Origin of the sequence: Telluria mixta (assembly GCF_029223865.1) — a bacterium.
GTDB lineage: Bacteria > Pseudomonadota > Gammaproteobacteria > Burkholderiales > Burkholderiaceae_D > Telluria > Telluria mixta.
On record NZ_CP119520.1, the window covers coordinates 4,968,927 to 4,990,916 of the forward strand.

At 68.0% G+C, this 21,990-nt stretch carries 19 protein-coding genes; 18 read left to right on the forward strand and 1 reads right to left on the reverse strand.

Annotated features, from left to right (window positions below; all coding sequences use genetic code 11):
* Positions 1-70: 70 nt before the first annotated feature.
* From P0M04_RS22155 to P0M04_RS22165, 3 genes are all read left to right on the forward strand, one after another.
* Entirely contained in the window at positions 71-745 is a 675-nt protein-coding gene (locus P0M04_RS22155) for a TetR/AcrR family transcriptional regulator (RefSeq protein ID WP_259449616.1), read from the forward strand.
* A gap of 157 nt (positions 746-902) precedes the next feature.
* Complete coding sequence (locus P0M04_RS22160) at positions 903-1,583, forward strand: hypothetical protein (RefSeq protein WP_259449615.1); 681 nt, start codon at positions 903-905, stop codon at positions 1,581-1,583.
* A 119-nt stretch (positions 1,584-1,702) separates the two neighbouring features.
* Positions 1,703-3,229, forward strand: coding sequence for a GGDEF domain-containing protein (locus tag P0M04_RS22165; RefSeq protein WP_259449614.1), 1,527 nt, complete (start codon positions 1,703-1,705; stop codon positions 3,227-3,229).
* 23 nt (positions 3,230-3,252) lie between these two features.
* Here the strand turns inward: P0M04_RS22165 and P0M04_RS22170 are convergent, their stop codons facing one another.
* Positions 3,253-4,185 carry a LysR family transcriptional regulator gene (locus P0M04_RS22170; protein ID WP_259449613.1) on the reverse strand — a complete coding sequence of 311 codons (933 nt, stop codon included), beginning with the start codon at positions 4,183-4,185 and terminating at the stop codon, positions 3,253-3,255.
* A gap of 114 nt (positions 4,186-4,299) precedes the next feature.
* Between P0M04_RS22170 and P0M04_RS22175 the strand changes: the two genes are divergently transcribed.
* From P0M04_RS22175 to P0M04_RS22245, 15 genes are all read left to right on the forward strand, one after another.
* Positions 4,300-5,535 (forward strand): acyl-CoA dehydrogenase family protein, encoded by a 1,236-nt coding sequence (locus P0M04_RS22175; RefSeq protein ID WP_259449612.1) that lies wholly within the window; start codon positions 4,300-4,302, stop codon positions 5,533-5,535.
* The gene (locus P0M04_RS22180; protein WP_259449611.1) at positions 5,532-6,617 is read left to right on the forward strand and encodes a phosphotransferase family protein; all 1,086 of its coding nucleotides are present in this window, start codon (positions 5,532-5,534) and stop codon (positions 6,615-6,617) included. Before P0M04_RS22175 ends, P0M04_RS22180 begins: the two co-directional genes overlap by 4 nt.
* Positions 6,614-7,306, forward strand: a complete 693-nt coding sequence (locus P0M04_RS22185) for a histidine phosphatase family protein (RefSeq protein WP_259449610.1) — start codon at positions 6,614-6,616, stop codon at positions 7,304-7,306. Before P0M04_RS22180 ends, P0M04_RS22185 begins: the two co-directional genes overlap by 4 nt.
* Before the next feature lie 145 nt (positions 7,307-7,451).
* On the forward strand, positions 7,452-8,636 hold the full coding sequence (gene bktB / locus P0M04_RS22190; protein ID WP_259449609.1) for a beta-ketothiolase BktB: 1,185 nt from the start codon (positions 7,452-7,454) through the stop codon (positions 8,634-8,636).
* 28 nt (positions 8,637-8,664) lie between these two features.
* Positions 8,665-9,315 (forward strand): TetR/AcrR family transcriptional regulator, encoded by a 651-nt coding sequence (locus P0M04_RS22195; protein ID WP_259449608.1) that lies wholly within the window; start codon positions 8,665-8,667, stop codon positions 9,313-9,315.
* Positions 9,312-9,611 carry a recombinase family protein gene (locus P0M04_RS22200; protein WP_259449607.1) on the forward strand — a complete coding sequence of 100 codons (300 nt, stop codon included), beginning with the start codon at positions 9,312-9,314 and terminating at the stop codon, positions 9,609-9,611. The genes P0M04_RS22195 and P0M04_RS22200 overlap by 4 nt, the downstream gene beginning before the upstream one ends.
* Positions 9,612-9,622: 11 nt before the next feature.
* The gene (locus tag P0M04_RS22205) at positions 9,623-10,663 is read left to right on the forward strand and encodes a hypothetical protein (protein WP_259449606.1); all 1,041 of its coding nucleotides are present in this window, start codon (positions 9,623-9,625) and stop codon (positions 10,661-10,663) included.
* A 10-nt stretch (positions 10,664-10,673) separates the two neighbouring features.
* Positions 10,674-11,081, forward strand: a complete 408-nt coding sequence (locus P0M04_RS22210; RefSeq protein WP_371877315.1) for a type 2 periplasmic-binding domain-containing protein — start codon at positions 10,674-10,676, stop codon at positions 11,079-11,081.
* 24 nt (positions 11,082-11,105) lie between these two features.
* Positions 11,106-12,692, forward strand: coding sequence for a methyl-accepting chemotaxis protein (locus P0M04_RS22215; protein WP_281042067.1), 1,587 nt, complete (start codon positions 11,106-11,108; stop codon positions 12,690-12,692).
* On the forward strand, positions 12,667-13,455 hold the full coding sequence (locus tag P0M04_RS22220; protein ID WP_259449604.1) for an SDR family oxidoreductase: 789 nt from the start codon (positions 12,667-12,669) through the stop codon (positions 13,453-13,455). Before P0M04_RS22215 ends, P0M04_RS22220 begins: the two co-directional genes overlap by 26 nt.
* Positions 13,456-13,525: 70 nt before the next feature.
* Positions 13,526-15,412, forward strand: coding sequence for a putative bifunctional diguanylate cyclase/phosphodiesterase (locus tag P0M04_RS22225; RefSeq protein WP_259449603.1), 1,887 nt, complete (start codon positions 13,526-13,528; stop codon positions 15,410-15,412).
* A gap of 68 nt (positions 15,413-15,480) precedes the next feature.
* Positions 15,481-16,047: a TetR/AcrR family transcriptional regulator gene (locus P0M04_RS22230; RefSeq protein WP_259449602.1), complete on the forward strand. Its 567-nt coding sequence runs from the start codon at positions 15,481-15,483 to the stop codon at positions 16,045-16,047.
* Between the two features lie 58 nt (positions 16,048-16,105).
* Entirely contained in the window at positions 16,106-17,218 is a 1,113-nt protein-coding gene (locus P0M04_RS22235) for an efflux RND transporter periplasmic adaptor subunit (protein WP_259449601.1), read from the forward strand.
* A 10-nt stretch (positions 17,219-17,228) separates the two neighbouring features.
* Positions 17,229-20,366: an efflux RND transporter permease subunit gene (locus tag P0M04_RS22240; protein ID WP_259449600.1), complete on the forward strand. Its 3,138-nt coding sequence runs from the start codon at positions 17,229-17,231 to the stop codon at positions 20,364-20,366.
* Positions 20,363-21,772, forward strand: a complete 1,410-nt coding sequence (locus P0M04_RS22245; protein ID WP_259449599.1) for an efflux transporter outer membrane subunit — start codon at positions 20,363-20,365, stop codon at positions 21,770-21,772. Before P0M04_RS22240 ends, P0M04_RS22245 begins: the two co-directional genes overlap by 4 nt.
* Positions 21,773-21,990: the final 218 nt, after the last annotated feature.

The window sequence follows — 21,990 nt, forward strand, 5'->3', positions numbered from 1 at the left end:
CTTTGTTTATTTGTCCTATGTTAGTCTCTTGTGAAAACATCACGACCGACGACGCATGGGAGATCGAGCGATGACAGCCACGGACAAGCCGGGCGGCGGGAAGCCGCGTGTGCGCAAGTCGAACCTTGCCGGGCCGGTTCGCGGCGGGCTGCGGGCCCAGGGCATGCGTACCCGCGGCGCCATCGTCGTGGCGGCGCGCCAGCTCCTGCTCGAAGACGGTGGCCTCGGATTCACGCTGCGCGAGATCGCCGGGCGTGCCGGCATCAGCATCAGCAATCTGCAGTATTACTTTCCGTCGCGGCCGGCCGTGCTGCGGGCCGTATTCGAGCCGGTGATCGGGGCTTACCTGTGCGACTTGCGGCGCGCGGTGGAAGAGGGGGCGGCACCGCGCGAGACGCTGGCCGCGCTGGCGGCGCGGGCGCTGTGCGATGCGCAGGATGCGGAGCGTTCCGCGTTGTGGTGCCATTTCCTGGCGCTGGTCGCCGTCGATCCCGGATCCGCGCGGCTGCTGGATGCGTGGTACGAGACGCTCGTGCACGAAATCGCCGTGCTCGTGCGCGCCGCCAATCCGGCGCTCGGGCTCGACGGCAGCAGGTCGGCCGCCATCCTCGCGATCGCGCTGGCCGACGGCGTCTGCGTGCGCAACGGCGTCGGGCGCAAGCGGCAAGGTTGCGTGCACGACCTCGACGCGCCTTTTCTCGCGGCCGTCGCTTACCTGCTCGACGGCCGCCCGGCGCGATCCTGAGACGGCCTGCGGGACGATGCATTGTCGCTGCCGCGCATCGAACCGGCGACCGGCCCGTCATATATTTATATATCCGACCTAACTTTGTTAAAATGTACTAATGGACGCGGCAAGCCGTGCCCGCCGGTCGGGAGACCGGCATTCAACTGGATTGATCATGGAGACCGAGCATTACCTGTTCCTTCTGTCGATGTCCGTCCTGGCGGCGCTGACGTGTGTCTACGGCATGAAATTTCTCGCGAAGGGCAACCTCCTGCTCGGCGTCCAGTGGCTGGTCGTCGCGTGCGCGGGCGCGAGCATCGTCGTGTTCGCGCTCGGCGACGTGGACGCCGCGTACCGCATCGCGTACTTCTGCGACGCGTTCACCAGGGGATGCGGCGGCCCCGTCGTCATGACCTTGGGATTGATGGTGGCGACGCATCGCTACGAACCGCTGCCGTGCTTCGATGTCTACCTGCTGGCCGGCAGCGCCGCAGGCACCGCGGCCCTGATGGCGGCCGATGCCGCCGCGCCGGTCAGGTCCGTGTTCTATCTCGTCATGTGGGGCCTGTTTTCCCTCTACCTGGCGTGGTTTGCCTGGAAACTGCTGGGTGTGCAGGCGTTCGCGCACGCCTTCGGCGTCACCATCGTCCTGGTGTCGACGCTGGCGGTCGCCGGGGGCTACGACTATGTCACGCTGCCCGGCGACGAGGAACACCTGCAGTTTTATACCCTGGCGGGGCCGGTGTGGTCGTTCATGGCGGTGGAATTGTATTACGCGTACTGCGCGCTGGAACGCGCCGTGCCGGCGGCGCGCCCGGACCAGCTTGTTCGAGGCTGCGTCGAACGTTTGTTTTGACGAGGCTGGCACACAACAGTGATGCGTCCGGAGTTAGCATTGCCGATCGGAAACTACTATGATAGGGCTATCGTGGCCGGATCCGGCCCAGTCCCCCAGCGAATCGTCGAGTGTCCCGCTTGTTTCCATTTCCTTCCGCATGGCGGCGCCCGCACGCGGCCGGCGACGGTGCCGTTCTCCCGACGCGGGCGACCGCGGCGAGCGGGCAGCGCGCGCGTTCCATGGCGCGCATCGTGTGCTGGCTGCTGCTTGCCGATTTCGTATTCTGCATCGGTTTCGCGGTATGGACCCGCACGCTCGCGTACGAGAACGACATCGCGCAGGGCGGGATCGCCGTCCGGCACCTGGCCGACACGGCGCTGAGCCATGCCGACGCGGCCCTGGACAGGACCGCATGGATGCTCGACGGCGTGGCCGACCGGATCGTGGCGAATGGCGCACCAGCCGTGGCGGACCCGGGATTGCAGCGCATGCTCGCGGCGCGCATCGGGGAGCGGGACACGCCGTTCGACAGTCTCGCCATCGTCGATCGCGCGGGCCATGTGTTGGCCACGGCCGGGCATGCGGACCGGCCCGGCGCGGATGCTGGCCGCCGGGCGGCGCTCGTCCACCACGGCGCGCACGCGGACCGCGGCGTGCATGTCGGCCTGGCGCCCGGCGGACAGGCCCTGACCGTATCGCGCCGCATCGACGACAGCGATGGGCGCTTCGCCGGCGTCGCGCTGGCGTCGATCGCGGTGCAATATTTCCAGAACGATTATCGGCGCCTGGCGCTGGGACGGCACGGCACCGTGGCGTTGTCGCTGGCCGACGGCACGCCGGTGGCGCGCGTGCCTGCCGTGCAGGTCGACGTGCGTCCGGTGCCGATCGGGCTGGCGACCAAGGCCAGGGAGGTCGAACGCCTGCACGACGGCCGCCGCTCGTCCAGGTACCCGCTGGCGGTCGACGCGGCGCTCGGCCGCGACGAGGTGCTGGCCGACTGGCGCCGGATCACCTGGCAGGAAAGCGCCGCGCTGGCGGGGGAGATGCTGGCCGTCTATCTGGTCAGTTTCTGGCTGGTCGCCCAGATGCGGATACGCGAGCGCCTTGAACGCACCTTGCACAGTACCCAGGAAGCCCTCGAACTGAAAAACGCCGCGCTGGAGCGGCTCGCGCACACGGACGGCCTGACCGGCCTGCACAACCGCCGCCACCTCGACGACCGCATGGCCGCCGAAGTCGGGCGCGCGGCGCGCGAACGGACCAACCTGTCGCTGATCATGATGGACGTGGATTTCTTCAAGCGCTACAACGACACGTACGGCCATGCCGCGGGCGACGACTGCCTGCGCATGGTGGCGGGCGTCCTGGCGGCCACCGTCAACCGGCCCGCCGATCTTGCCGCGCGGTTCGGGGGCGAGGAATTCGCCATCCTGCTGCCGAACACGCCGCGCGAGGGCGCCCTGGCGATCGCCGAAGCGATCTGCCGCGGCGTCGAGGCGATCGGCGTCGCGCATGCCGCCAGCGATCACGCCACCGTCACGGTCAGCGCCGGTGTCGCCACGGTCGTTCCCGCCCCGGGCGACGATGCCCGCGCGCTTGTCGAAGCCGCGGACGCGGCGCTGTACGCGGCCAAGGAGGCCGGGCGCAATACGGTGCGCGCCTAGATCGCGCCCATGTTCCGGCAGGATCAGTCGTGCGGCGGCCCCGCCCGCGCGGCCAGCCCCTTGACGATGCCGATCGCCCGCTGGCGGAACCACTGGTGCACGCGGTCCGCTTCGCGCGCCTCGTGCCAGTACGCGAACGTCGGGTACGGCTTGACGCGCAGCGGCAGGGGCCGGACCGTGACCGGCAGCAGGTTCGCCATCTTCAGCGCGTAGAACCGCGGCAGCGTGAGCAGCAGATCGCCCGCGGCGACGATCTCGCACGCCGAGAAATGATGCTGGGCGACCAGCTGGATCTTGCGGTAACGGCCCTGGTTGGCGAGCAGGACGTCGAGCGTGCCCGGTTCGCCGAGCGGTGACACGCTCACATGGCGGGCGGCGAAGTAGTCCGCGCGCCCGAGTTCCCCCTGCGCGAGCGGATGGTCGCGCCGCATCACGACGACCAGCATTTCGTCGAACAGGTACTGGCTCGTCACGCGCGGGCCCACGCGCAGCCTGCGCTCGAATACGAGGTCCAGCTGGCCGCCGGCCAGGCCCCGTTCGATCGCGTCGAGCGGCACGCGCCGGTTCACGAGCCGCAGGCCCGGCGCCTCGGCCGCGAACGCCTCGGCCAGCGCCGGCAGCGCGAGCGATTCGAGGAGGTCGCGCGCGCCGATCGTCATCTCCATGTCGAGCGTCCCGGGCCGCACGTCCGCGTCGGCGCGCAGCGCGCCCTGCAGGCCGCGCAGGTGGCGCTGCACGTCCTCGATCACCGCCAGCGTGCGCTCGGTCGGCAGGACGCGGTTGCCCTGGCGGACGAACAGCGGATCGCCGAAGTGTTCGCGCAGGCGGTTCAGCGCGTGGGTGACGGCGGGCTGCGTCAGGTGCAGCGCGCGCGCCGCGGCCGTGACGCCGCCCTGCACGTAAATGGCGTCGAGGACGCGGAACAGGTTCAGGTCGATGCGGCTGTCGTCGGTCATGGTGGCGTGGCGGCACATCAATCTGGTTCATGTGCCGCCATTACGAATATTCATTTTTCGGATAGGACAGCATAGCGTAGGCTTTCCGGTATCACAACCACCTGGGCCGATGCCATGGATTTCACATTCTCTCAACGCAGCCACGACTGGCTGCAGCGCCTCGACCGCTTCATGCGCGAAGAGGTCGAACCGGCGGAAGCCGAATACGCCGCGCAACTCGTGGGCGGCGCCGACTGGCGCAAGTGGCGCCAGCCCGCGATCATGGAATCGCTCAAGGCGCGGGCGCGCGAAGCCGGCCTGTGGAACCTGTTCCTGCCCGAGCGCGACCATGGCGGCGCCGGCCTGTCCAACGTCGAATACGCCGCGCTGGCGGAGCGCATGGGCCACTCGTTCATGGCACCCGAGGTCTTCAACTGCAACGCCCCCGACACCGGCAACATGGAAGTGCTGGTCCGCTACGGGTCGCCCGAACAGCAGGCGCGCTGGCTGGCGCCGCTGCTCGCCGGCGAGATCCGTTCCGCGTTCTGCATGACGGAACCCGGCGTGGCCTCGTCGGACGCCACCAACATGCGGGCGACGGCGACGATCGACGGCGACGAGATCGTGCTGAACGGGCGCAAGTGGTGGACCACCGGCATCGGCCACCCGAACGTGCGCTTCGTGATTTTCATGGGCCTGTCCGACCCGGCGGCCGAGAAACACCGGCGCCACACCATGGTCATCTGTCCGCTCGACACGCCCGGCATCACCGTCGAGCGCATGCTGCCCGTGTTCGGCACCTACGACGAGCCGTCCGGTCATGGCGAAATCCGCTTCGACAACGTCCGCCTGCCGCTCGCCAACGTGATCCTCGGCACCGGCCGCGGGTTCGAGATCGCCCAGGGCCGGCTGGGACCGGGCCGTATCCATCACTGCATGCGCGCGCTGGGCGCGGCCGAGCGGACCCTCGCGCTGCTGTGCGCGCGCGGCCAGGAACGCATCGCGTTCGGCCAGCCCCTCGTCCACCTGGGCGGCAACGGCGACATCATCGCCGACCTGCGCATCGCCATCGAGCAGGCGCGCCTGCTGACGTTCAAGGCCGCCTGGACCATCGACACCCAAGGCGTGAAGGCGGCCATGAGCCTGATCTCGCAGATCAAGGTCGTCGTGCCGAACGTGCTCCAGGACGCAGTGGACGCCGCGATCCAGATCCACGGCGCCGCGGGCCTGTCGGACGACACGCCGCTCGCCGCGCTGTATGGCTATGCGCGCACGCTGCGCCTCGCGGACGGGCCGGATGCCGTGCACCGGGCCCTGATCGCCAAGCTCGAACTGCGCGAGCAGGCGGCCAACCGGGAGGCGCGCACATGACGACGACCAATACGATGATCGACGAGGCGCGCGAGCTGCGCGACGAGGACCGGCTCGACGCCGGGCGTCTCGATGCCTATCTGAAAAGCGTCATCCCCGGCCTCGAGGGGACGCCGTCGATCCGGCAGTTCCACGGGGGCGCCTCCAACCTGACGTACCTGATCGCCTACGGCGGGCGCGCCATGGTGCTGCGCCGGCCGCCGCCAGGCGCGACCGGGGCGGGCGCGCACGACATGCTGCGCGAAGCGGCCGTGATGGCGGCGCTGCGGCCGCATTATCCGTACGTCCCCGCCATCCTTGCGCGCTGCGAGGACGCTGACGTCATCGGCACGCCGTTCTACGTCATGGAGCGGCTGGAAGGCGTGATCCTGCGTAGCGACATGCCCCCGGGCCTGGGACTGGACGCGGACGGCGTGCGCCGCCTGTGCACCACCTTCCTCGACCGCCTGGTCGACCTGCACGCGATCGACACGTCGGAGCCGCGCATCGCCGCCTTCGGCAAGGGAGCGGGCTATGTCGCGCGCCAGCTCGCCGGCTGGACGGGGCGCTGGGACCGCGCGGCGACCGCCGGCGTCGACCCGTACGCCGACGTGGTCGAGTGGCTGCGCGCGCGCCAACCGGCGAACGACTCGCGCCTGTGCGTCATCCACAACGATTACCGCTTCGACAACGTCGTGCTCGATCCGGCCGACCCGCTGCGTATCGTCGGGGTGCTGGACTGGGAAATGGCGACCATCGGCGATCCGCTGATGGACCTGGGCGGCGCGCTCGCGTACTGGGTCGAGGCGGACGACGATCCCGCCTTCAAGGCATTGCGCCGCCAGCCGACGCACGAGGCGGGCATGCTGACGCGGCGCGAGGCGATAGCCTATTACGGCGCGCGCACCGGCATGGACGTGAGCGACTTCGCGTTCTACGAGGTGTTCGGCCTGTTCCGGCTGATGGTCATCCTGCAGCAGATCTACCGCCGCTATGCGCTCGGGCAGACGACGAACGAGCAGTTCGCCGGCTTCGACGGCTTCGTACGCTGCCTGGGCGAGCGCTGCCGCCGCCTGATCGCGCCGGGCGGGGGCGCCCGATGACGGACGTGTACCTGATCCGTCATGCCCAGGCGAGCATGGGGGCCGACGACTACGATTGCCTGTCGCCGCTGGGTGAGGCGCAGGCCGTGCTGCTGGGCGCATGGATGGCCCGCGGCGGGCACCGGCCCGCGCTGGTCGCGACGGGCCGCCTGCGCCGCCATGCGCAGACGGCCCAGGGCTGCCTGCGTGCTGCCGGCCTGGACGATATCCCAGTGGCCGTGCTGCCGGGCCTCGACGAACTCGACGGGGATGAGCTCATCGCGCGCCTGCGTCCCGACCTCGCGTCGCCCGCGGCGGTGCGCGCCGAGCTGGCGCGCAGCCCGGATCCGCGGCGCGCGTTCCAGGTCTTGTTCGAGGAAGCCGTCGCCCGCTGGACGTCGGGCCGCCACGACCACGAATACGGTACGGCGTGGCCGGCGTTCCGCGCGGCCGTGCGCGACGCCTGGCTCACGCTCGCGGCGCACCAGGGCGGCGAGACCTGGATCTTCACGTCCGGCGGGCCGATCAGCGTGATCGTGGCCGCGCTGCTCGGCCTGCCGCCCGAACGCACGTTCACGTTGTGCTGGCCGCTCGTCAACACGAGCGTGACGCGCATCCGCGTCGGGAGGCGCGCGCACCATCTCATCACCTACAACGGCTGGGCCCACCTCGGCCGCGAGGACGAAGTCCACCTCGTCACCCACCGCTGATCCACGGGCGGTATTTCATTCGACATTCCGACAACGGTCATGCACCGTTGTTTTTTTATCCCGGTGTTTGTATTGTTGTCCTAACTTCGGTAGGATGACCTACATCAAGCCGCAACTAAAACAAACAGCAAGGAAGGAGACACATATGGTTCGCGAAGTCGTTGTAGTGAGCGCGGTGCGCACGCCGATCGGTACGTTCGGCGGCAGCCTGAAGGACGTTCCGCCCACGGCGCTGGGCGCGCTGGTGGTGCGCGAGTCGCTGGCGCGCGCGCGGGTGGACGGACAGGATGTCGGCCACGTCGTGTTCGGGCATGTCGTCAACACGGAGCCGAAGGACATGTATCTGTCGCGCGTGGCGGCGCTCGAAGGGGGCTGCGCCGAGGGCACGCCCGCGTACAACGTCAACCGCCTGTGCGGCTCGGGCCTGCAGGCCATCGTCTCGGCGGCGCAGAGCGTCCTGCTGGGCGACTGCGACATCGCCATCGGCGCCGGCGCCGAGAACATGAGCCGCGCACCGTTCGCGAGCCTCGATACCCGGTGGGGCTCGCGCATGGGCGACACGAAGCTGGTGGACATGATGATCGGCGCGCTGCACGACCCGTTCCACAAGATCCACATGGGCGTCACGGCCGAGAACATCGCGGCGAAATGGGGCATCACGCGCGAGGACCAGGACCGGCTGGCCGTCGAGAGCCACAACCGCGCGCAGCGCGCCACCGAGGCCGGCTACTTCAAGGGCCAGATCGTGCCGGTGACGCTCAGGACGCGCAAGGGCGAGGTCGCGTACGCCACCGACGAGCATGTCCGCCTCGATGCGACGCTGGACGACATGGCGAAGCTCAAGCCCGTGTTCCAGAAGGAGAACGGCACCGTCACCGCCGGCAATGCGTCGGGCATCAACGACGCTGCCGCCGCCGTCGTCCTGATGGATGCGCGCACGGCGCAGGCGCGCGGCCTGAAGCCGCTCGCGCGCCTGGTGTCGTATGCGCATGCGGGCGTGGATCCGAAGTACATGGGGATCGGTCCGGTGCCGGCGTCGAGGCTGGCGCTGGAGAAGGCCGGGCTCACCGTGCAGGACCTGGACGTGATCGAGGCGAACGAGGCGTTCGCCGCGCAGGCCTGTGCCGTGACGCGCGACCTCGGCCTCGATCCGGCCAGGGTCAATCCGAACGGCTCGGGCATCTCGCTCGGCCATCCGATCGGCGCCACCGGCGCGCTGATCACCGTGAAGGCGCTGCACGAACTGCAGCGCATCCAGGGCCGCTACGCGCTGGTGACGATGTGCATCGGCGGCGGCCAGGGCATCGCCACGATCTTCGAACGCATGTAGGGCGGGCATCCGCTCCGGGAGTCGAACCATGTACGAGCCACCAGAAACCCGGCGCCGCGGCGGGGGGCGCCATCCCGCCGCCGTGCTGCAGGCACGCGAGCGCGACCTGCTCGACGTGGCGGAACAGCTGTTCGTCCGCCACAGCTTCCACGAAGTCAGCATCGCAACCATCGCGACGACGGTACGCGTCGCCACCAAGACGATCTACGTGAAGTTCGGCGGCAAGCGTGGATTGCTGCAGGCGATCGTGGCGCGCGACCTGAACGACTGGCAGCGCCAGATCGACGCGATCGAGACGTCCGACGCGGACGCCCGCGCGCGGCTCGAAGCGCTGGCGGGCCTCATGCTGCGGCGCGCGCTGTCGGCGCGGCGCGCACGCCTGCATGCGGATGCGGTCGCGGAATGGAGTCCGGAGCTGGCACAACTGGCCGCATCGGTCACGGCCCGCGACCGGCGGTTGCTCGAACGGCTGGTCGAGTCATTGCCGGCGCCCGCGCACGGCTCGAGGGCGCGCGGCGGTGTCCTTTGCGACGCGTTCGTCGGCTGCGTGCTGGGCCGCCACATCGGTGCGATCCTCGGCGGCACCGGCTCGTCTCCCGACCGGGAAGCGGTGCAGCGGATGGCGGCCGACAGCGTGGCGGGCTTCCTGGAGTGGATCCTGCCGGCGGGACATGCATGATGGACCAGCAGACCTTTCTCCTGCAGCAGATGGTCGAACTGACGGACGCGTTGCGCCGCACATCCCGCACATCGGCACCGCGCAAGGCGTACGACCCCCACGAACCGTGGCCGGAGGAGCTGCGCCGGCAGCTCGCACACGACATCGACGAGCGCCGCCGGGCCGGCGAGTCGTTCGGCTGCATCGCGCATGCGCTGAACCAGCGCGGCATCCCGGGCGAGCACGGTGGACGCTGGTACGGCGCGACCGTGCGAAATTTCCTTCTTCGTAACACTGCATCACCAATGAAGCAATAACCATCATGAACATGAAAACGAAAACTCTCGCAGCATTGCTCGCCCTCCCGCTGGCCGTATCGACCGCCCGCGCACAGGAAGGCGAGCCGCCGGCGGTCAAGGTCAGCGGCTTCGGCACCGGCGCCCTGACGTGGACGAACACGAACGACGCGCGTTTCGCCCGACCCTACCAGGCGGGCGGCGCCGGCACGAAGCCGCGCACCGGCGTCGATTCCAACGTCGGCCTGCAGGTCGACGCCAGGGTCAACGACTGGCTGTCGCTGACGGGGCAGGGCATCGTGCGCAAGCTCGAGACGGATGCCTACGGCGCGACCGGGACGCTGGCGTTTGCGAAGGCAAAGGTGTCGGACACCCTTGCCGTGCGTGTCGGCCGCGTGCCGCTGGCCGCCTTCCTCGTGTCCGACTACCGCAACGTCGGCTACGCCAACACGATGCTGCGCCCATCGCAGGAAGTGTATGCGCAGGTGCCGAACGACAGCCTCGACGGCGCGGACCTGGACTGGCGCCAGGAGGTTGGCGGCTCCACCCTGACCACGCAGGTGGCCTACGGCCGCTCGACCGCGAAGCTGGCCGGCGAAACGGTCACGTTCACGAATGCGCGTGTCGTGAACTTCGTCCTGGAACACGGGCCGTTCACGCTGCGGCTCGGGCGCGACGATGCCCGCATGGTGCTGAAGCAGGGCGGCATCGAACTGCCGCAGCTTAAGGTGTCGTTCACGGCGGCCGGCTTCGCGATGGACGCGAACGACGTGGTGGTGCAGTCCGAATACACGGTGGCGCGCGGGTTCGGCGCCGCCAGCAAGGGTTGGTACGTCATGGGCGGCTACCGCTTCGGCAAGGTGCTGCCGTTCGCCAGCCACGGCAGGCTGACCGGCGACGTCGCGCAGCGTACCGACAGCGTCGGCGTGCGCTGGGACGCGTTCCGCTCGGCCGACATCAAGTTCCAGGTCGACCGCGTCAGGCCGGAAGGCGCCGGCCTGTTCAACCAACCCCGGCCCGGTTTCCGCGGCCCGGTCACCGTCGGCGCCGTCGCCGTCGATTTCGTGTTCTGAGGAGCCAGCGATGCACAACATGTCCCTTTCGTTTGTCCTGGCCGCCATCCTCGGCATCGCACTGCCGGCGCGGGCCGAGGTCGTCGTCGTCGTCAACCCGAATGCGCCGGAGGCGTCGATGACGAAGGAAGAAATCGCCCAGTACTTCCTCGGCAAGTCGGGTGCGCTGGTGCCGATCGACCAGCCGGAAAGCGCGCCGATCCGCGCGGAGTTCTACAAGAAGGTGGCCGACAAGGACCCGTCCCAGGTCAAGGCGCTGTGGTCCAAGCTGGTCTTCACCGGCAGGGCGACGATGCCGAAGGAAGTCGCGAACAGCGCCGACGTCCGCAAGGCCGTCGCCGCGAACCCGAAGGCGATCGGCTACATCGACAGGAGCGCCGTCGACGCCACCGTGAAGGTCGTCTACGCCGCGCCCTGATCCATCCACCGACCCGAGGCCACCATGAGCATCAAGCGCAAGATCTGGGCACTGCCCGCCGTTTCCATCCTCGTCTTCGGCCTCGGGATCGGGGCCAGCTCCATGATCGCGACCGATGCGCTGCACGCGATCGACCGGACCGCCCGGCTCGACTACCCGCTGCTGGATCTCACCAAGACGCTGACGCAGGAGGTCGGCGCCGTCGCCGACGGCTTGCGCGATGCGGTCGGCGAGGCCGACAGGGCGCGGCTCGGCCAGATCGCGGTCCAGGCGGCGACGGTACGTACCCGGCTCGTCAGGCTCGCCGGCATGGAGGGCCAGCGCGCCGCGGGCGACCGGCTGGGGAAGGAATTCGATGCGTACTACGGACCGGCCCTGACGTCGGCCCGCATCATGCTCGACATGGAGAAGGGCGACGTCCAGGCCGAGGTGGAATCGATGCAGAAGGCGCAACGCGTCCTGCAGGCGGACCTCGCGCGGACGAGCGAGGACGCGCGGCGCCAGTTCCAGGCCGGTATCGGGCGCAGCGCGGCCGGCGTGCAGGACGTCCTGTGGACGATGGTGCTGACGGCATTGCTGGTCGTGGGCGGCCTGGTGGCCGTGTCGTGGTTCGTCGTCAAGGCGATCTGGCGCGAGATGGGCGGCGAACCGGAATACGCCCGTGCGATCGCGCAGGCGGTGGCCCGCGGCGACCTGTCGATGGAGATCCGCGCCGCCCGCGCCGACAGCGTGCTAGCCGCGCTGGGCGAGATGCGTACGCGGCTCGCCACCCTGGTCGCGGGCATCAAGGTCTCGGCCGATACGATCGCCTCGGCCAGCGCGGAAATCGCGCGCGGCAACGCCGACCTGGCCGGCCGCACGCTGGCCCAGGCGGACGACCTGGACCTCACCAGCCGTTCGATGCGGGAACTGACCGGCACGGTCGAGCAGAACACGGCGAGCGTGAGCGAAGCGGGCCGGCTGGCCGCCAGCGCGAGCCGCATCGCGACGCGCGGCGGCGCGGTCGTCGACAGCGTGGTCGCGACGATGGGCGCCATCAACGCGTCGGCCGGCAGGATCGTCGACATCATCGCGGTCATCGACGGCATCGCGTTCCAGACGAATATCCTCGCCCTGAACGCGGCGGTGGAAGCGGCGCGCGCGGGCGAGCAGGGCCGCGGTTTCGCCGTCGTCGCCAGCGAGGTGCGCAACCTGGCGCAGCGCAGCGCGGCGGCAGCGAAGGAAATCAAGGTGCTGATCGGCGACTCGGTCGCCAAGGTCGACGCCGGCTGCGCGCTGGTCGACGAGGCGGGGGCGACGATGCAGCAGATCGTCGCGTCGGTCCGCAAGGTCGAAACCATCATGGACGAAATCAGCGAGGCCGGCGCGCGCCAGGCGGCGGGCATCGCGCAGATCGGCCGCGCGATCGGCAGCATGGACGGCATGACGCAGCAGAATTCCGCGCTCGTCGAGGAGGCGGCGGCGGTGGCCGAGGCGCTGTCCGGCCAGACGGCGCATCTGACCGGGGCGCTCGCCGTGTTCCGGCTGGAGGCGCGCGTGTCGCCGCCGTCCGGCATCCCCAAACACATCAACCAAGGAGTTTCCAGTGCGCACTACACAACAATTGTTTGACCTTACGGGCCGTATCGCCCTCGTCACGGGCGGTTCGCGCGGGCTGGGCCTGCAGATCGCCGAAGCGCTGGGCGAGATGGGTGCCCGCGTCATCCTGTCGGCGCGCAAGCAGGCCGATCTCGACGCGGCGGTCGCCCGCCTGGGCGCGCGCGGCATCGTCGCCAGCGCGATCGCGGCCGACATGGCGTCGGCGGAAGGCGTCGCCGCGCTGGCCACGGAGGCGCTGGCGCAGGCGGGCCGGATCGACATCCTCGTCAACAACGCGGGCGCCACCTGGGCGGCGCCGGCGGAAGATTTTCCGCTCGACGGCTGGGACAAGGTCATGAACCTGAACGTGCGCAGCATCTTCCTGCTGTCGCAGGCGGTCGGCCGGCAGTCCATGATCCCGCGCGGGCGCGGCCGCATCATCAACGTCGCCTCGATCGCCGGTTTTGCCGGCAACGCCCCCGATTCGCCGATGAAGACGCTGTCCTACAACACCTCGAAGGCGGCGCTGATGAATTTCACGCGCACGCTGGCCGGGGAGTGGGGCCGCCACGGCATTACCGTCAACGCCGTTGCGCCCGGCTTTTTCCCGTCGAAGATGAGCCGAGGCCTGCTGGAGAACGCGGGGGAAGAGCAGATGATCCGTTCCGTGCCGTTGCAGCGCCTCGGCGACGACGAGGACCTGAAGGGCGTGGCCGCGCTGCTCGCGTCGGACGCCGGCAAGCACATCACCGGACAGGTGATCGCGGTCGACGGCGGGAACTCGGCGGTGCGCTGATCTACGGCACGCCGTTCCGCGCGCGGGGACAAGGTGTACACTGGCGGCGTGCGTCGGATGCGAGGCATGTATGGAACCGAAGAGACGTGGACACCGGCCGGAGTCCGCTCATCCGGCCCCGGCGATGCCGTTGGGCTGGCTGGGCCGTCTGGCGATCGGGGCGGGGGCCGCCGCCGCCGCGTACGCGTGCGGCCGGGCGCAGGGAACGAGGTCGGCCAGGGGCGTGGCGGACGAGCGCACGGCGGACCTCGGCCGGACCGCCGAAGCGCTGCACCTGTACCAGCGCGCCATCGAATCGAGCGCCAATCCCGTCACCCTGATCGATGCCCGCGTGCCGGGTGCGCGCATCATCCACGTCAACCCGGCGTTTACGCGCATGCACGGCTACGAGGCCGACGAGGTCCTCGGCATGCCGCTGGAATACCTGGCGCACGACGTCGACGACCAGCCGGGCCTGCACGAGCTGCGCAACGCCATTGCCGAAGGACGGGAGACACATGCGTCGCTGCACCTGCGGCGCAAGGACGGCACGCCCTACCATGAAGAGGCCTACCTGGCGCCGGTCAACGATGCGAACGGCGCCACCGAGTTCTTCGTCATCCTCGAATACGACGTCACGGTCGCCAAGCAGTACGAAGCCGCGCTGGAGCATCGCGCGCGGCACGACATGCTGACCGGCCTGCCGAACCGGGTCGCGCTGGCCGACCGCATCGACCGCGCCCTGGCCTTCGCGCGCGCCGATGCCGCGCCCGTCTGGGTGGCCGTGCTCGATCTCGACCAGTTCAAGCACGTCAACGACAGCCTGGGCGCGGCCGCCGGGGATCGCCTGCTGTGCCAGGCGGGCGAGCGCATGCTGGCCGCCGTCGGGCCCACCGACACCGTCGCCCGCACCGGGGACGACGAATTCGTCCTGCTGTTCGAGAACCGGGCCGTGGAAAGCCAGGCCGAGGCGGCCGTGCGCAAGGTGCTCGCCGCCATCGCCGAGCCGTTCTGCGAGGGCGGCCAGCGCGTCTTCCTCACCTGCAGCGCCGGGATCGCATCGTATCCGGCCGATGGGGGCGACGCCGACAGCCTGGTCAAGTATGCGCAGATCGCGATGTACCGCGCCAAGGAAAGCGGACGCAACACGTTGAGCTTCTACCTGCCGAGCATGAACGAGCGCGCGCTCGAGCGCATGGCGCTGCTCGATGCGATGCGCAACGCGATGAGCGCCGGGCAGTTCGAACTGCACTACCAGCCGCAGGTCGACCTGGCCAGCGGCGCCGTGATCGGCATGGAAGCGCTGATCCGCTGGCGCCATCCCCGGATGGGCGCGCTGGGGCCCGACCGCTTCATCGCGCTCGCCGAGGAAACCGGCCTGATCGTGCCCCTCGGCACTTGGGTGCTGCGCGCCGCCTGCGCCCAGGCCGCGGCCTGGCAGCGCAACGGCCTCGGCGCCCTGCGGATCGCCGTCAATCTGTCGTCGCGCCAGTTCAAGGACGCCGGGTTGCCGCAGTTGATTGCCGATATCCTGCACGAGACGGGGTTGCCGGCGGCCAGCCTGGAAATCGAACTGACGGAAAGCCTCATGATGGAGGATGCCGATACCGCGGTCGCGACGATGCGGGCGCTGAAGCGCATGGGCGTCCACCTGTCGATCGACGACTTCGGCACCGGCTACTCCAGCCTGTCCTACCTGAAGCGCTTTCCCGTGGACGTGTTGAAGATCGACCAGTCCTTCGTCCGCGACATCGGGCACGACGCCAACAGCGCCGCCATGGTCGCGGCGATGATCTCCCTGTCCCACGAACTCGGCCTTCGCGTCATCGCCGAAGGGGTCGAAACCCGGGCCCAGTGGGATTACCTGCTGGGCCGGGGTTGCGACGAAATCCAGGGTTACTACTTCAGCCGGCCATTGTGCGGGAGCGAGTTCGAACGGCTGGTGCGGGAGCGGGGCAACGTCCAGCGAATTGCATGAAAGTGTCGGGTTGCAATAATCGGTGGAGTGTCTATAATGAGTGAGTACTCCGTTATATTTCACCGACCATGGCCCGTCCGAAGAGCGAAGAGAAAAGGCTGCACCTGCTGGAAGCCGCCGCCCAGGCGGTTGCCGAGCGTGGCGTCGGTGCGCCGACCGCGCTCGTCGCCACGATGGCGGGCGTGGCGGAAGGGACCCTGTTTCGCTATTTTCCCACCAAGGAAGCACTGCTCAACGAGATGTACCTGTACATCAGCGAGCAGGGCTGGTCATCGGTGGACACGTCGTTCGATCCATCGCTGTCCCTGATAGAGCGGGCGCGGCGCATCTGGGATGCGCACATCGACTGGGCCCTGGCGCATCCGGTCTGGAACAGGGCGGTGACGCAGTTGTCGGTGACCGACATCCTGACGGCGGAGACGCGGGCGGCGGAGATGGCGATGTTCCCGGACGTGCACATGCTGGAACTCGTCCAGGCGAGCGACGTCACGGCCGGGCATCCTTCGCGCTATGCCGATGCGCTGTTCATCGCGGTGGCCAATACGACCATCGACTTTGCCATGCGCGAACCCGGGAGAATCACCGAATACAAGGACAGCGGCTTCCTGGCGATCCGTCGCATGTTTTTCGACTAAATTTTTTGGACTGATAAATGAGTGAGTACTTGCGTTATTTAAAGACAGGTGGAGAGTCATGAGAGCACATATCGTTTTCCTCGCATGTGCGGCGGCGTTGACCGCCGGGTGCGAGTCCCAGCAGGCGGCGCCGGCCAGGGCCGCGCCACCTGAAGTCGGCGTGCATGTCGTCGAGGTCCAGCCGCGGCCCGTGACGGTCGAACTGCCGGGTCGTACTTCCGCCTACCTGGTGGCCGAGGTGCGTCCGCAGGTCGGCGGCCTGGTGCAGAAGCGCCTGTTCGTCGAGGGCGCCGACGTCAAGGCGGGCACCCAGCTGTACCAGATCGAATCGGGCACGTATCGGGCATCCCTGACGTCGGCGCAGGCAGCCGTGTCGCGTGCCGAAGCGAACCTGGCCTCGGCGGCACCCAGGGCCAGGCGCTACCGGGAACTGCTGGACGTCGACGGCGTGAGCCGCCAGGACTACGACGACGCCGTCGCGGCCGAAGCGCAGGCGCGGGCCGACGTGGCGACGGCCAGGGCCGCGCTGGAAACCGCCCGCATCAATCTCGACTACACGCGGGTCGAGGCACCGATTTCCGGCCGCATCGGCCGCTCGACCGTGACGCCCGGCGCACTCGTGATGGCGGGACAGGAAACGCCGCTTGCGACCGTGCAGCAGCTGGACCCGATCTATGTCGACGTGACCCAGTCCGCCGAGGAGATGCTGCGCCTGAAGCGGCTGGTCGAATCCGGCAGCGTAAGGCAGGCCGATGGCCAGGCGCGCGTGCTGGTGAAGCTGGCCGACGGTTCCATGTATCCCCACGAAGGCAGGCTGCAGTTCGCCGGGTCGAGCGTGGACCCGGGCACCGGCAACGTCGTCCTGCGGGCCATCGTCCCGAATCCGAAGCATGAATTGATGCCGGGGATGTTCGTGCGCGCCGTGATCGACAGCGGTGTCGACGAGAAGGCGATCGCCGTGCCGCAGCAGGGCATCACGCGCAACCAGAAGGGCGAAGCGACCGCCCTGGTGCTGAACCGGAAAGGCATCGTCGAGCAAAAGGTCCTGGTGACGTCCGGCACGGCGGGCGACCGCTGGCTCGTGGCGTCCGGCCTGGCGGCGGGCGACCGGGTGATCGTCGAAGGCCTGCAGAAGGTGCAGCCGGGCGCGCCGGCCACCGCCGCGCGGTAAGGAGTTTCGAATGGCAAAATTTTTCGTTCAACGGCCGGTCTTCGCCTGGGTCATCGCGATCGTCATCATGCTGGCGGGCGTGCTGGCGATCCAGGTGCTGCCGGTCGCGCAGTACCCGCAGATCGCGCCGCCGACGATCCAGATCACGGGCATGTATCCGGGCGCGTCCGCCAGGACCGTGGAGGATGCGGTCACCCAGGTGATCGAGCAGAAGATGAAGGGCATCGACGGCTTGCGCAACATGAGTTCGAGCTCCGATGCGACGGGCGGCATCGGCATCACGTTGTATTTCACGAGCGGCACCGATCCCGATATCGCGCAGGTGCAGGTACAGAACAAGCTGGCGCTCGCCACGCCGCTGCTGCCCGCGGAAGTGACGCAGCAGGGCCTGGCCGTGTCCAAGGCCACCAACAGCTTCCTGATGGTGCTCGGTTTCGTGTCCCAGGATGGCAGCATGAACAATGCCGACCTGGACGACTATATCGCCTCCAGCGTGGTGGAGCCGCTGTCGCGCATCGAGGGCGTCGGCGAAGTCCAGCACTTTGGCACGCAATACGCGATGCGCATCTGGCTGGATCCGGCCAGGCTAGAAGGTTACCGCCTGACGCCGGCCGACGTCATCGCGGCCGTGCGCCGCCAGAATGCGGAAGTGTCCGTCGGTGAACTGGGCGGTGCGCCGGCCGTGCGCGGCCAGCAGCTGAACGCGGCAGTGACGGCCCAGAGCCGCATGCAGACCCCCGGGCAGTTCGGCGGCATCATGCTCAGGAACCGGGCCGATGGTGCCGCCGTCTACCTGCGCGACGTGGCGCGTATCGAACTGGGCGGCGAAAACTATGCCAGCGTCGTACGCTTCAACGGCAAGCCGGCGGCCGGTATCGCCATCAAGCTCGCGACCGGCGCCAATGCGCTCGCCACGGCGGACGCGGTGAAAGCCAGCCTGGCCGGCATGGAACCCTTCTTCCCGAAAGGGGTGAAGTCGCAGGTTGCCTTCGATACGTCGCCGTTCGTGAAAGCGTCGATTCATGAGGTGGTGAAGACCCTCGTCGAGGCGATCGTCCTCGTCTTCCTGGTGATGTACCTGTTCCTGCAAAACTTCCGGGCCACGCTGATCCCCACGATGGCGGTGCCGGTCGTCCTGCTGGGTACGTTCGGGGTGCTTGCCGCGCTGGGTTATTCGATCAACAGCCTGACCATGTTCGGACTGGTGCTGGCCATCGGCCTGCTGGTGGACGATGCCATCGTCGTTGTGGAAAACGTCGAGCGCGTGATGACCGAGGAAGGCCTGGCGCCCAGGGAGGCGACGATGAAGTCGATGGGGCAGATCTCCGGTGCGCTGGTGGGAATCGGCATGGTGATCTCGGCGGTGTTCGTGCCGATGGCCTTCATGAGCGGATCCACCGGCGTGATCTATCGCCAGTTCTCGGTGACGATCGTGGCGGCGATGGTGTTGTCCGTGCTGGTGGCGATGGTATTCACGCCCGCGCTGTGCGCAACGGTCCTGAAGCCGGGCACGCACGTGGCGGACAAGGGCTTCTTCGGCTGGTTCAACCGCACGTTCGACCGCGGCAACGAGCGCTACCAGGGCGTCGTCGCGAAGCTGGTCGCACGTACCGGCAGGACGATGGCGGTGTATGCGGCGCTGCTGGGTGCACTGGGCTTCGCGTTTGCGCATGTGCCGAGCGCATTCCTGCCCGAAGAGGACCAGGGTGTGCTGTTCACCGCCATCCAGTTACCGGGGGGCGCGACGCAGGAACGGACCGTGAAGACCATCGAGGAGGTGGAGAACTATTTCTTCACCAGGGAAAAGCAGAATGTCGAATCCGTCTTCTCGGTCGCGGGTTTCTCGTTCGCCGGCAATGGCCAGAACAATGGCATGGCCTTCGTCAAGCTCAAGGACTGGAAAGAGCGCCATGGCCTGGAAAACCATTCCGGCTATATCGGCTGGCGCGCCCTCGAAGCATTGATGAATTCGCGCGATGCGCTGGTGTACACGTTCGCGCCGCCGGCGGTGATGGAGCTCGGTAATGCCGGCGGCTTCGACCTGCAACTGCTCGACCGCGCCAATCTTGGCCATGCGGCCATGATGGTGGCGCGCGACGAGTTGCTGGCCATGGCAGGCAAGAATCCGAAGCTGGTCGGCGTGCGCGCGAACGGCCAGGAAGATACGCCGCAATACAGGATTACCGTCGACCGCCAGAAAGCGGCGGCGCTGGGTCTCGACCTGCGGGAGATCAACCAGGTGTTGTCGGTCGGCTGGGGCTCGGCCTATGTCAACGACTTCATGGACCGCGGCCGCGTGAAAAAGGTGCTCATGCAGGGTACGGCCGAGTCGCGCATGCTGCCGGAAGACCTGCAAAAGTGGTCGGTGCGCAACCAGGACGGCGAGATGGTGCCGTTCGCCGCCTTCGCCACCGGCGCGTGGGAAACGGCGTCGCCACGTCTCGAGCGGTACAACGGCACGTCATCGCTGAATATCCAGGGGATGGCCGCGCCGGGTGTGAGTTCCGGCGATGCCATGCTGGAGATGGAGCGCATGGTCGCCAGATTGCCGAAAGGCGTCGGTTACGCGTGGACCGGCATGTCCCTGGAAGAACGCGATTCCGGCGACCAGACGGCGTTGCTGTACTCGCTGTCGTTCCTGGTCGTGTTCCTCTGCCTGGCCGCGCTGTATGAAAGCTGGTCGGTACCGTTCTCGGTCATGCTGGTGGTCCCCCTGGGCATCATCGGCGCCGTGCTGGCAACCTGGGGGGCGGGCCTGGCGAACGACGTCTACTTCAAGGTCGGGTTGCTCACGGTCGTCGGACTGTCCGCGAAAAACGCGATCCTGATCGTGGAATTCGCCAAGGAGTTGCAGGAGGCCGGCAAGGGTCTGCGCGAGGCAACTCTGATCGCGGTGAAGATGCGTTTGCGTCCCATCCTGATGACGTCGATTGCATTCGGCCTGGGCGTGCTGCCATTGGCCATGGCCACCGGCGCAGGCTCGGGCGCGCAGGTTGCCATCGGCTTCGGTGTCCTGGGCGGCATGCTGACCGCGACCTTTCTGGGGATATTTTTCGTGCCCGTGTTTTTCGTGCTGGTACGCGGCTGGTTCGCCGCCAGGGCGCCGGCGCTGCCCGAACCCGTATTGATTGAGGAAGCAGCAAAATGAACAAATCCATCGTGACGCTCGCCATCGCCGCCATGGTGTCGGGCTGCAGCCTGGCGCCGGTCCTGCCGCCCACCGCCCCGCCGGTGGCACGGGAGTGGCCGAACGACGGCGCCGATAAAACGTTGCGGCCGAGCATCGAAGCACGCGCGGCATCGGATATCGCATGGCGTGAATTCATTGCCAGCGAACCGCTGCGCCAGGTGGTGCAACTGGCACTCGACCATAATCGGGACCTGCGCGTCTCGATCCTGAATATCGAGAAGGCCCGTGCCCGATATGGCGTCGTCGACGCCGGGCGCTTGCCGCACCTGGATGCCGGCGTCGGCCAGATTGCGCAGCGTGTGCCGGCAAGGCAGTCCGACACCGGCGCAGGCCATGTCGCGCGCCAGTACAGCGGAGGCGTGAGCATCCCGGCGTTCGAACTGGATGTGTTCGGCCGTGTCAGGAACATGTCGGAGGCCGCGCTGCAGCAATATCTCGGCACGGAAGAAGCACGCCGCGCCCACCAGATCAGCCTGGTGGCCGAAGTGGTCGACGCATGGCTGACGCTGGCGGCGGAGCGCGAGCGACTGCAGCTGGCCATGGAGACGCTGGGCAACCAGCAAGCCACGTTCGAACTGGCGCGGCGCCGGTTCGAGGCCGGCGCCACATCGGGGCTCGACATGGTCGAAGCCCGTACCAGCGTCGACGCGGCCCGCCATGATGCGGCGGCATGTCGCACACGTGTCGCGGCTGGCGAGAATGCCTTGACCCTGCTGGTTGGCACTCCGGTGCCCGCAGGGTTGCTGCCGCACGAGCCATTGCAGGCGGTAAGCCGTCTTGCGGACTTACCGACGGGCGTGCCGTCGGACGTATTGCGCCGCCGTCCGGACGTGGCCGCGGCCGAACGTGCCCTGCGGGCCGCGAATGCCGATATCGGTGTGGCCCGCGCGGCGTTTTTTCCGAGTATGTCGCTGACCGCATTCGCCGGCGGTGCGAGCCCCGGCCTGTCCGGCCTGTTCAAGGCAGGCAGCGGCGCGTGGACGTTCGCGCCGCAACTGAACCTGCCGATTTTCACGGGCGGGGCCAACCAGGCAAACCTGGATATCGCCGGCGCAAACCGCGATATCGCATTGGCGCAGTATGACAAGGCGCTCCAGTCCGCATTCCGTGAAGTGGCCGATGCATTGGCCGAGCGCGGTACGCTGGACGAGCGACTGGCCGCGCAGGCTTCGCTGGTGGATGCGGCGGAAAAAAGTTACCGCATCCACGACGCGCGTTACCGGAAAGGCGTCGAGTCCTATCTGAATACCCTGGTGTCGCAGCGCGAGTTGTACAACGCGCGCCAGAACCTGATCGGCATCCGCCTGGCCAGCGCGTCCAACCGGATTGCACTGTATAAAGTGCTCGGCGGAGGCTGGCAATAGACGGCGTGCGGCCGGGCTACATCCTTCGCTTTCGTTCATCACTCGAAAACATGTCCGCGCTTCGCGAAAAATGTAAAACACGGACATGAAGTGAATCCCTACACTTTTGTTTCACTCGTTAAGAAGAGAACTTGATGAAACAAGGAGGAGAGATGAGAAATGCATATGCCGCGTTACTTTTCACCACGCTCGTCGCTTGCGGAGGGGGGACAGGCGCC

Coding starts and splice junctions, on each gene's coding strand:
- P0M04_RS22205 (WP_259449606.1), top strand. CDS start 9,623: ATGAAAACGAAAACTCTCGCAGCATTGCTCGCCCTCCCGCTGGCCGTA.
- P0M04_RS22170 (WP_259449613.1), bottom strand. CDS start 4,185: ATGACCGACGACAGCCGCATCGACCTGAACCTGTTCCGCGTCCTCGAC.
- P0M04_RS22155 (WP_259449616.1), top strand. CDS start 71: ATGACAGCCACGGACAAGCCGGGCGGCGGGAAGCCGCGTGTGCGCAAG.
- P0M04_RS22195 (WP_259449608.1), top strand. CDS start 8,665: ATGTACGAGCCACCAGAAACCCGGCGCCGCGGCGGGGGGCGCCATCCC.
- P0M04_RS22175 (WP_259449612.1), top strand. CDS start 4,300: ATGGATTTCACATTCTCTCAACGCAGCCACGACTGGCTGCAGCGCCTC.
- P0M04_RS22200 (WP_259449607.1), top strand. CDS start 9,312: ATGATGGACCAGCAGACCTTTCTCCTGCAGCAGATGGTCGAACTGACG.
- P0M04_RS22225 (WP_259449603.1), top strand. CDS start 13,526: ATGGAACCGAAGAGACGTGGACACCGGCCGGAGTCCGCTCATCCGGCC.
- P0M04_RS22160 (WP_259449615.1), top strand. CDS start 903: ATGGAGACCGAGCATTACCTGTTCCTTCTGTCGATGTCCGTCCTGGCG.
- P0M04_RS22235 (WP_259449601.1), top strand. CDS start 16,106: ATGAGAGCACATATCGTTTTCCTCGCATGTGCGGCGGCGTTGACCGCC.
- P0M04_RS22215 (WP_281042067.1), top strand. CDS start 11,106: ATGAGCATCAAGCGCAAGATCTGGGCACTGCCCGCCGTTTCCATCCTC.
- P0M04_RS22245 (WP_259449599.1), top strand. CDS start 20,363: ATGAACAAATCCATCGTGACGCTCGCCATCGCCGCCATGGTGTCGGGC.
- P0M04_RS22240 (WP_259449600.1), top strand. CDS start 17,229: ATGGCAAAATTTTTCGTTCAACGGCCGGTCTTCGCCTGGGTCATCGCG.
- P0M04_RS22210 (WP_371877315.1), top strand. CDS start 10,674: ATGCACAACATGTCCCTTTCGTTTGTCCTGGCCGCCATCCTCGGCATC.
- P0M04_RS22185 (WP_259449610.1), top strand. CDS start 6,614: ATGACGGACGTGTACCTGATCCGTCATGCCCAGGCGAGCATGGGGGCC.
- P0M04_RS22180 (WP_259449611.1), top strand. CDS start 5,532: ATGACGACGACCAATACGATGATCGACGAGGCGCGCGAGCTGCGCGAC.
- bktB (WP_259449609.1), top strand. CDS start 7,452: ATGGTTCGCGAAGTCGTTGTAGTGAGCGCGGTGCGCACGCCGATCGGT.
- P0M04_RS22230 (WP_259449602.1), top strand. CDS start 15,481: ATGGCCCGTCCGAAGAGCGAAGAGAAAAGGCTGCACCTGCTGGAAGCC.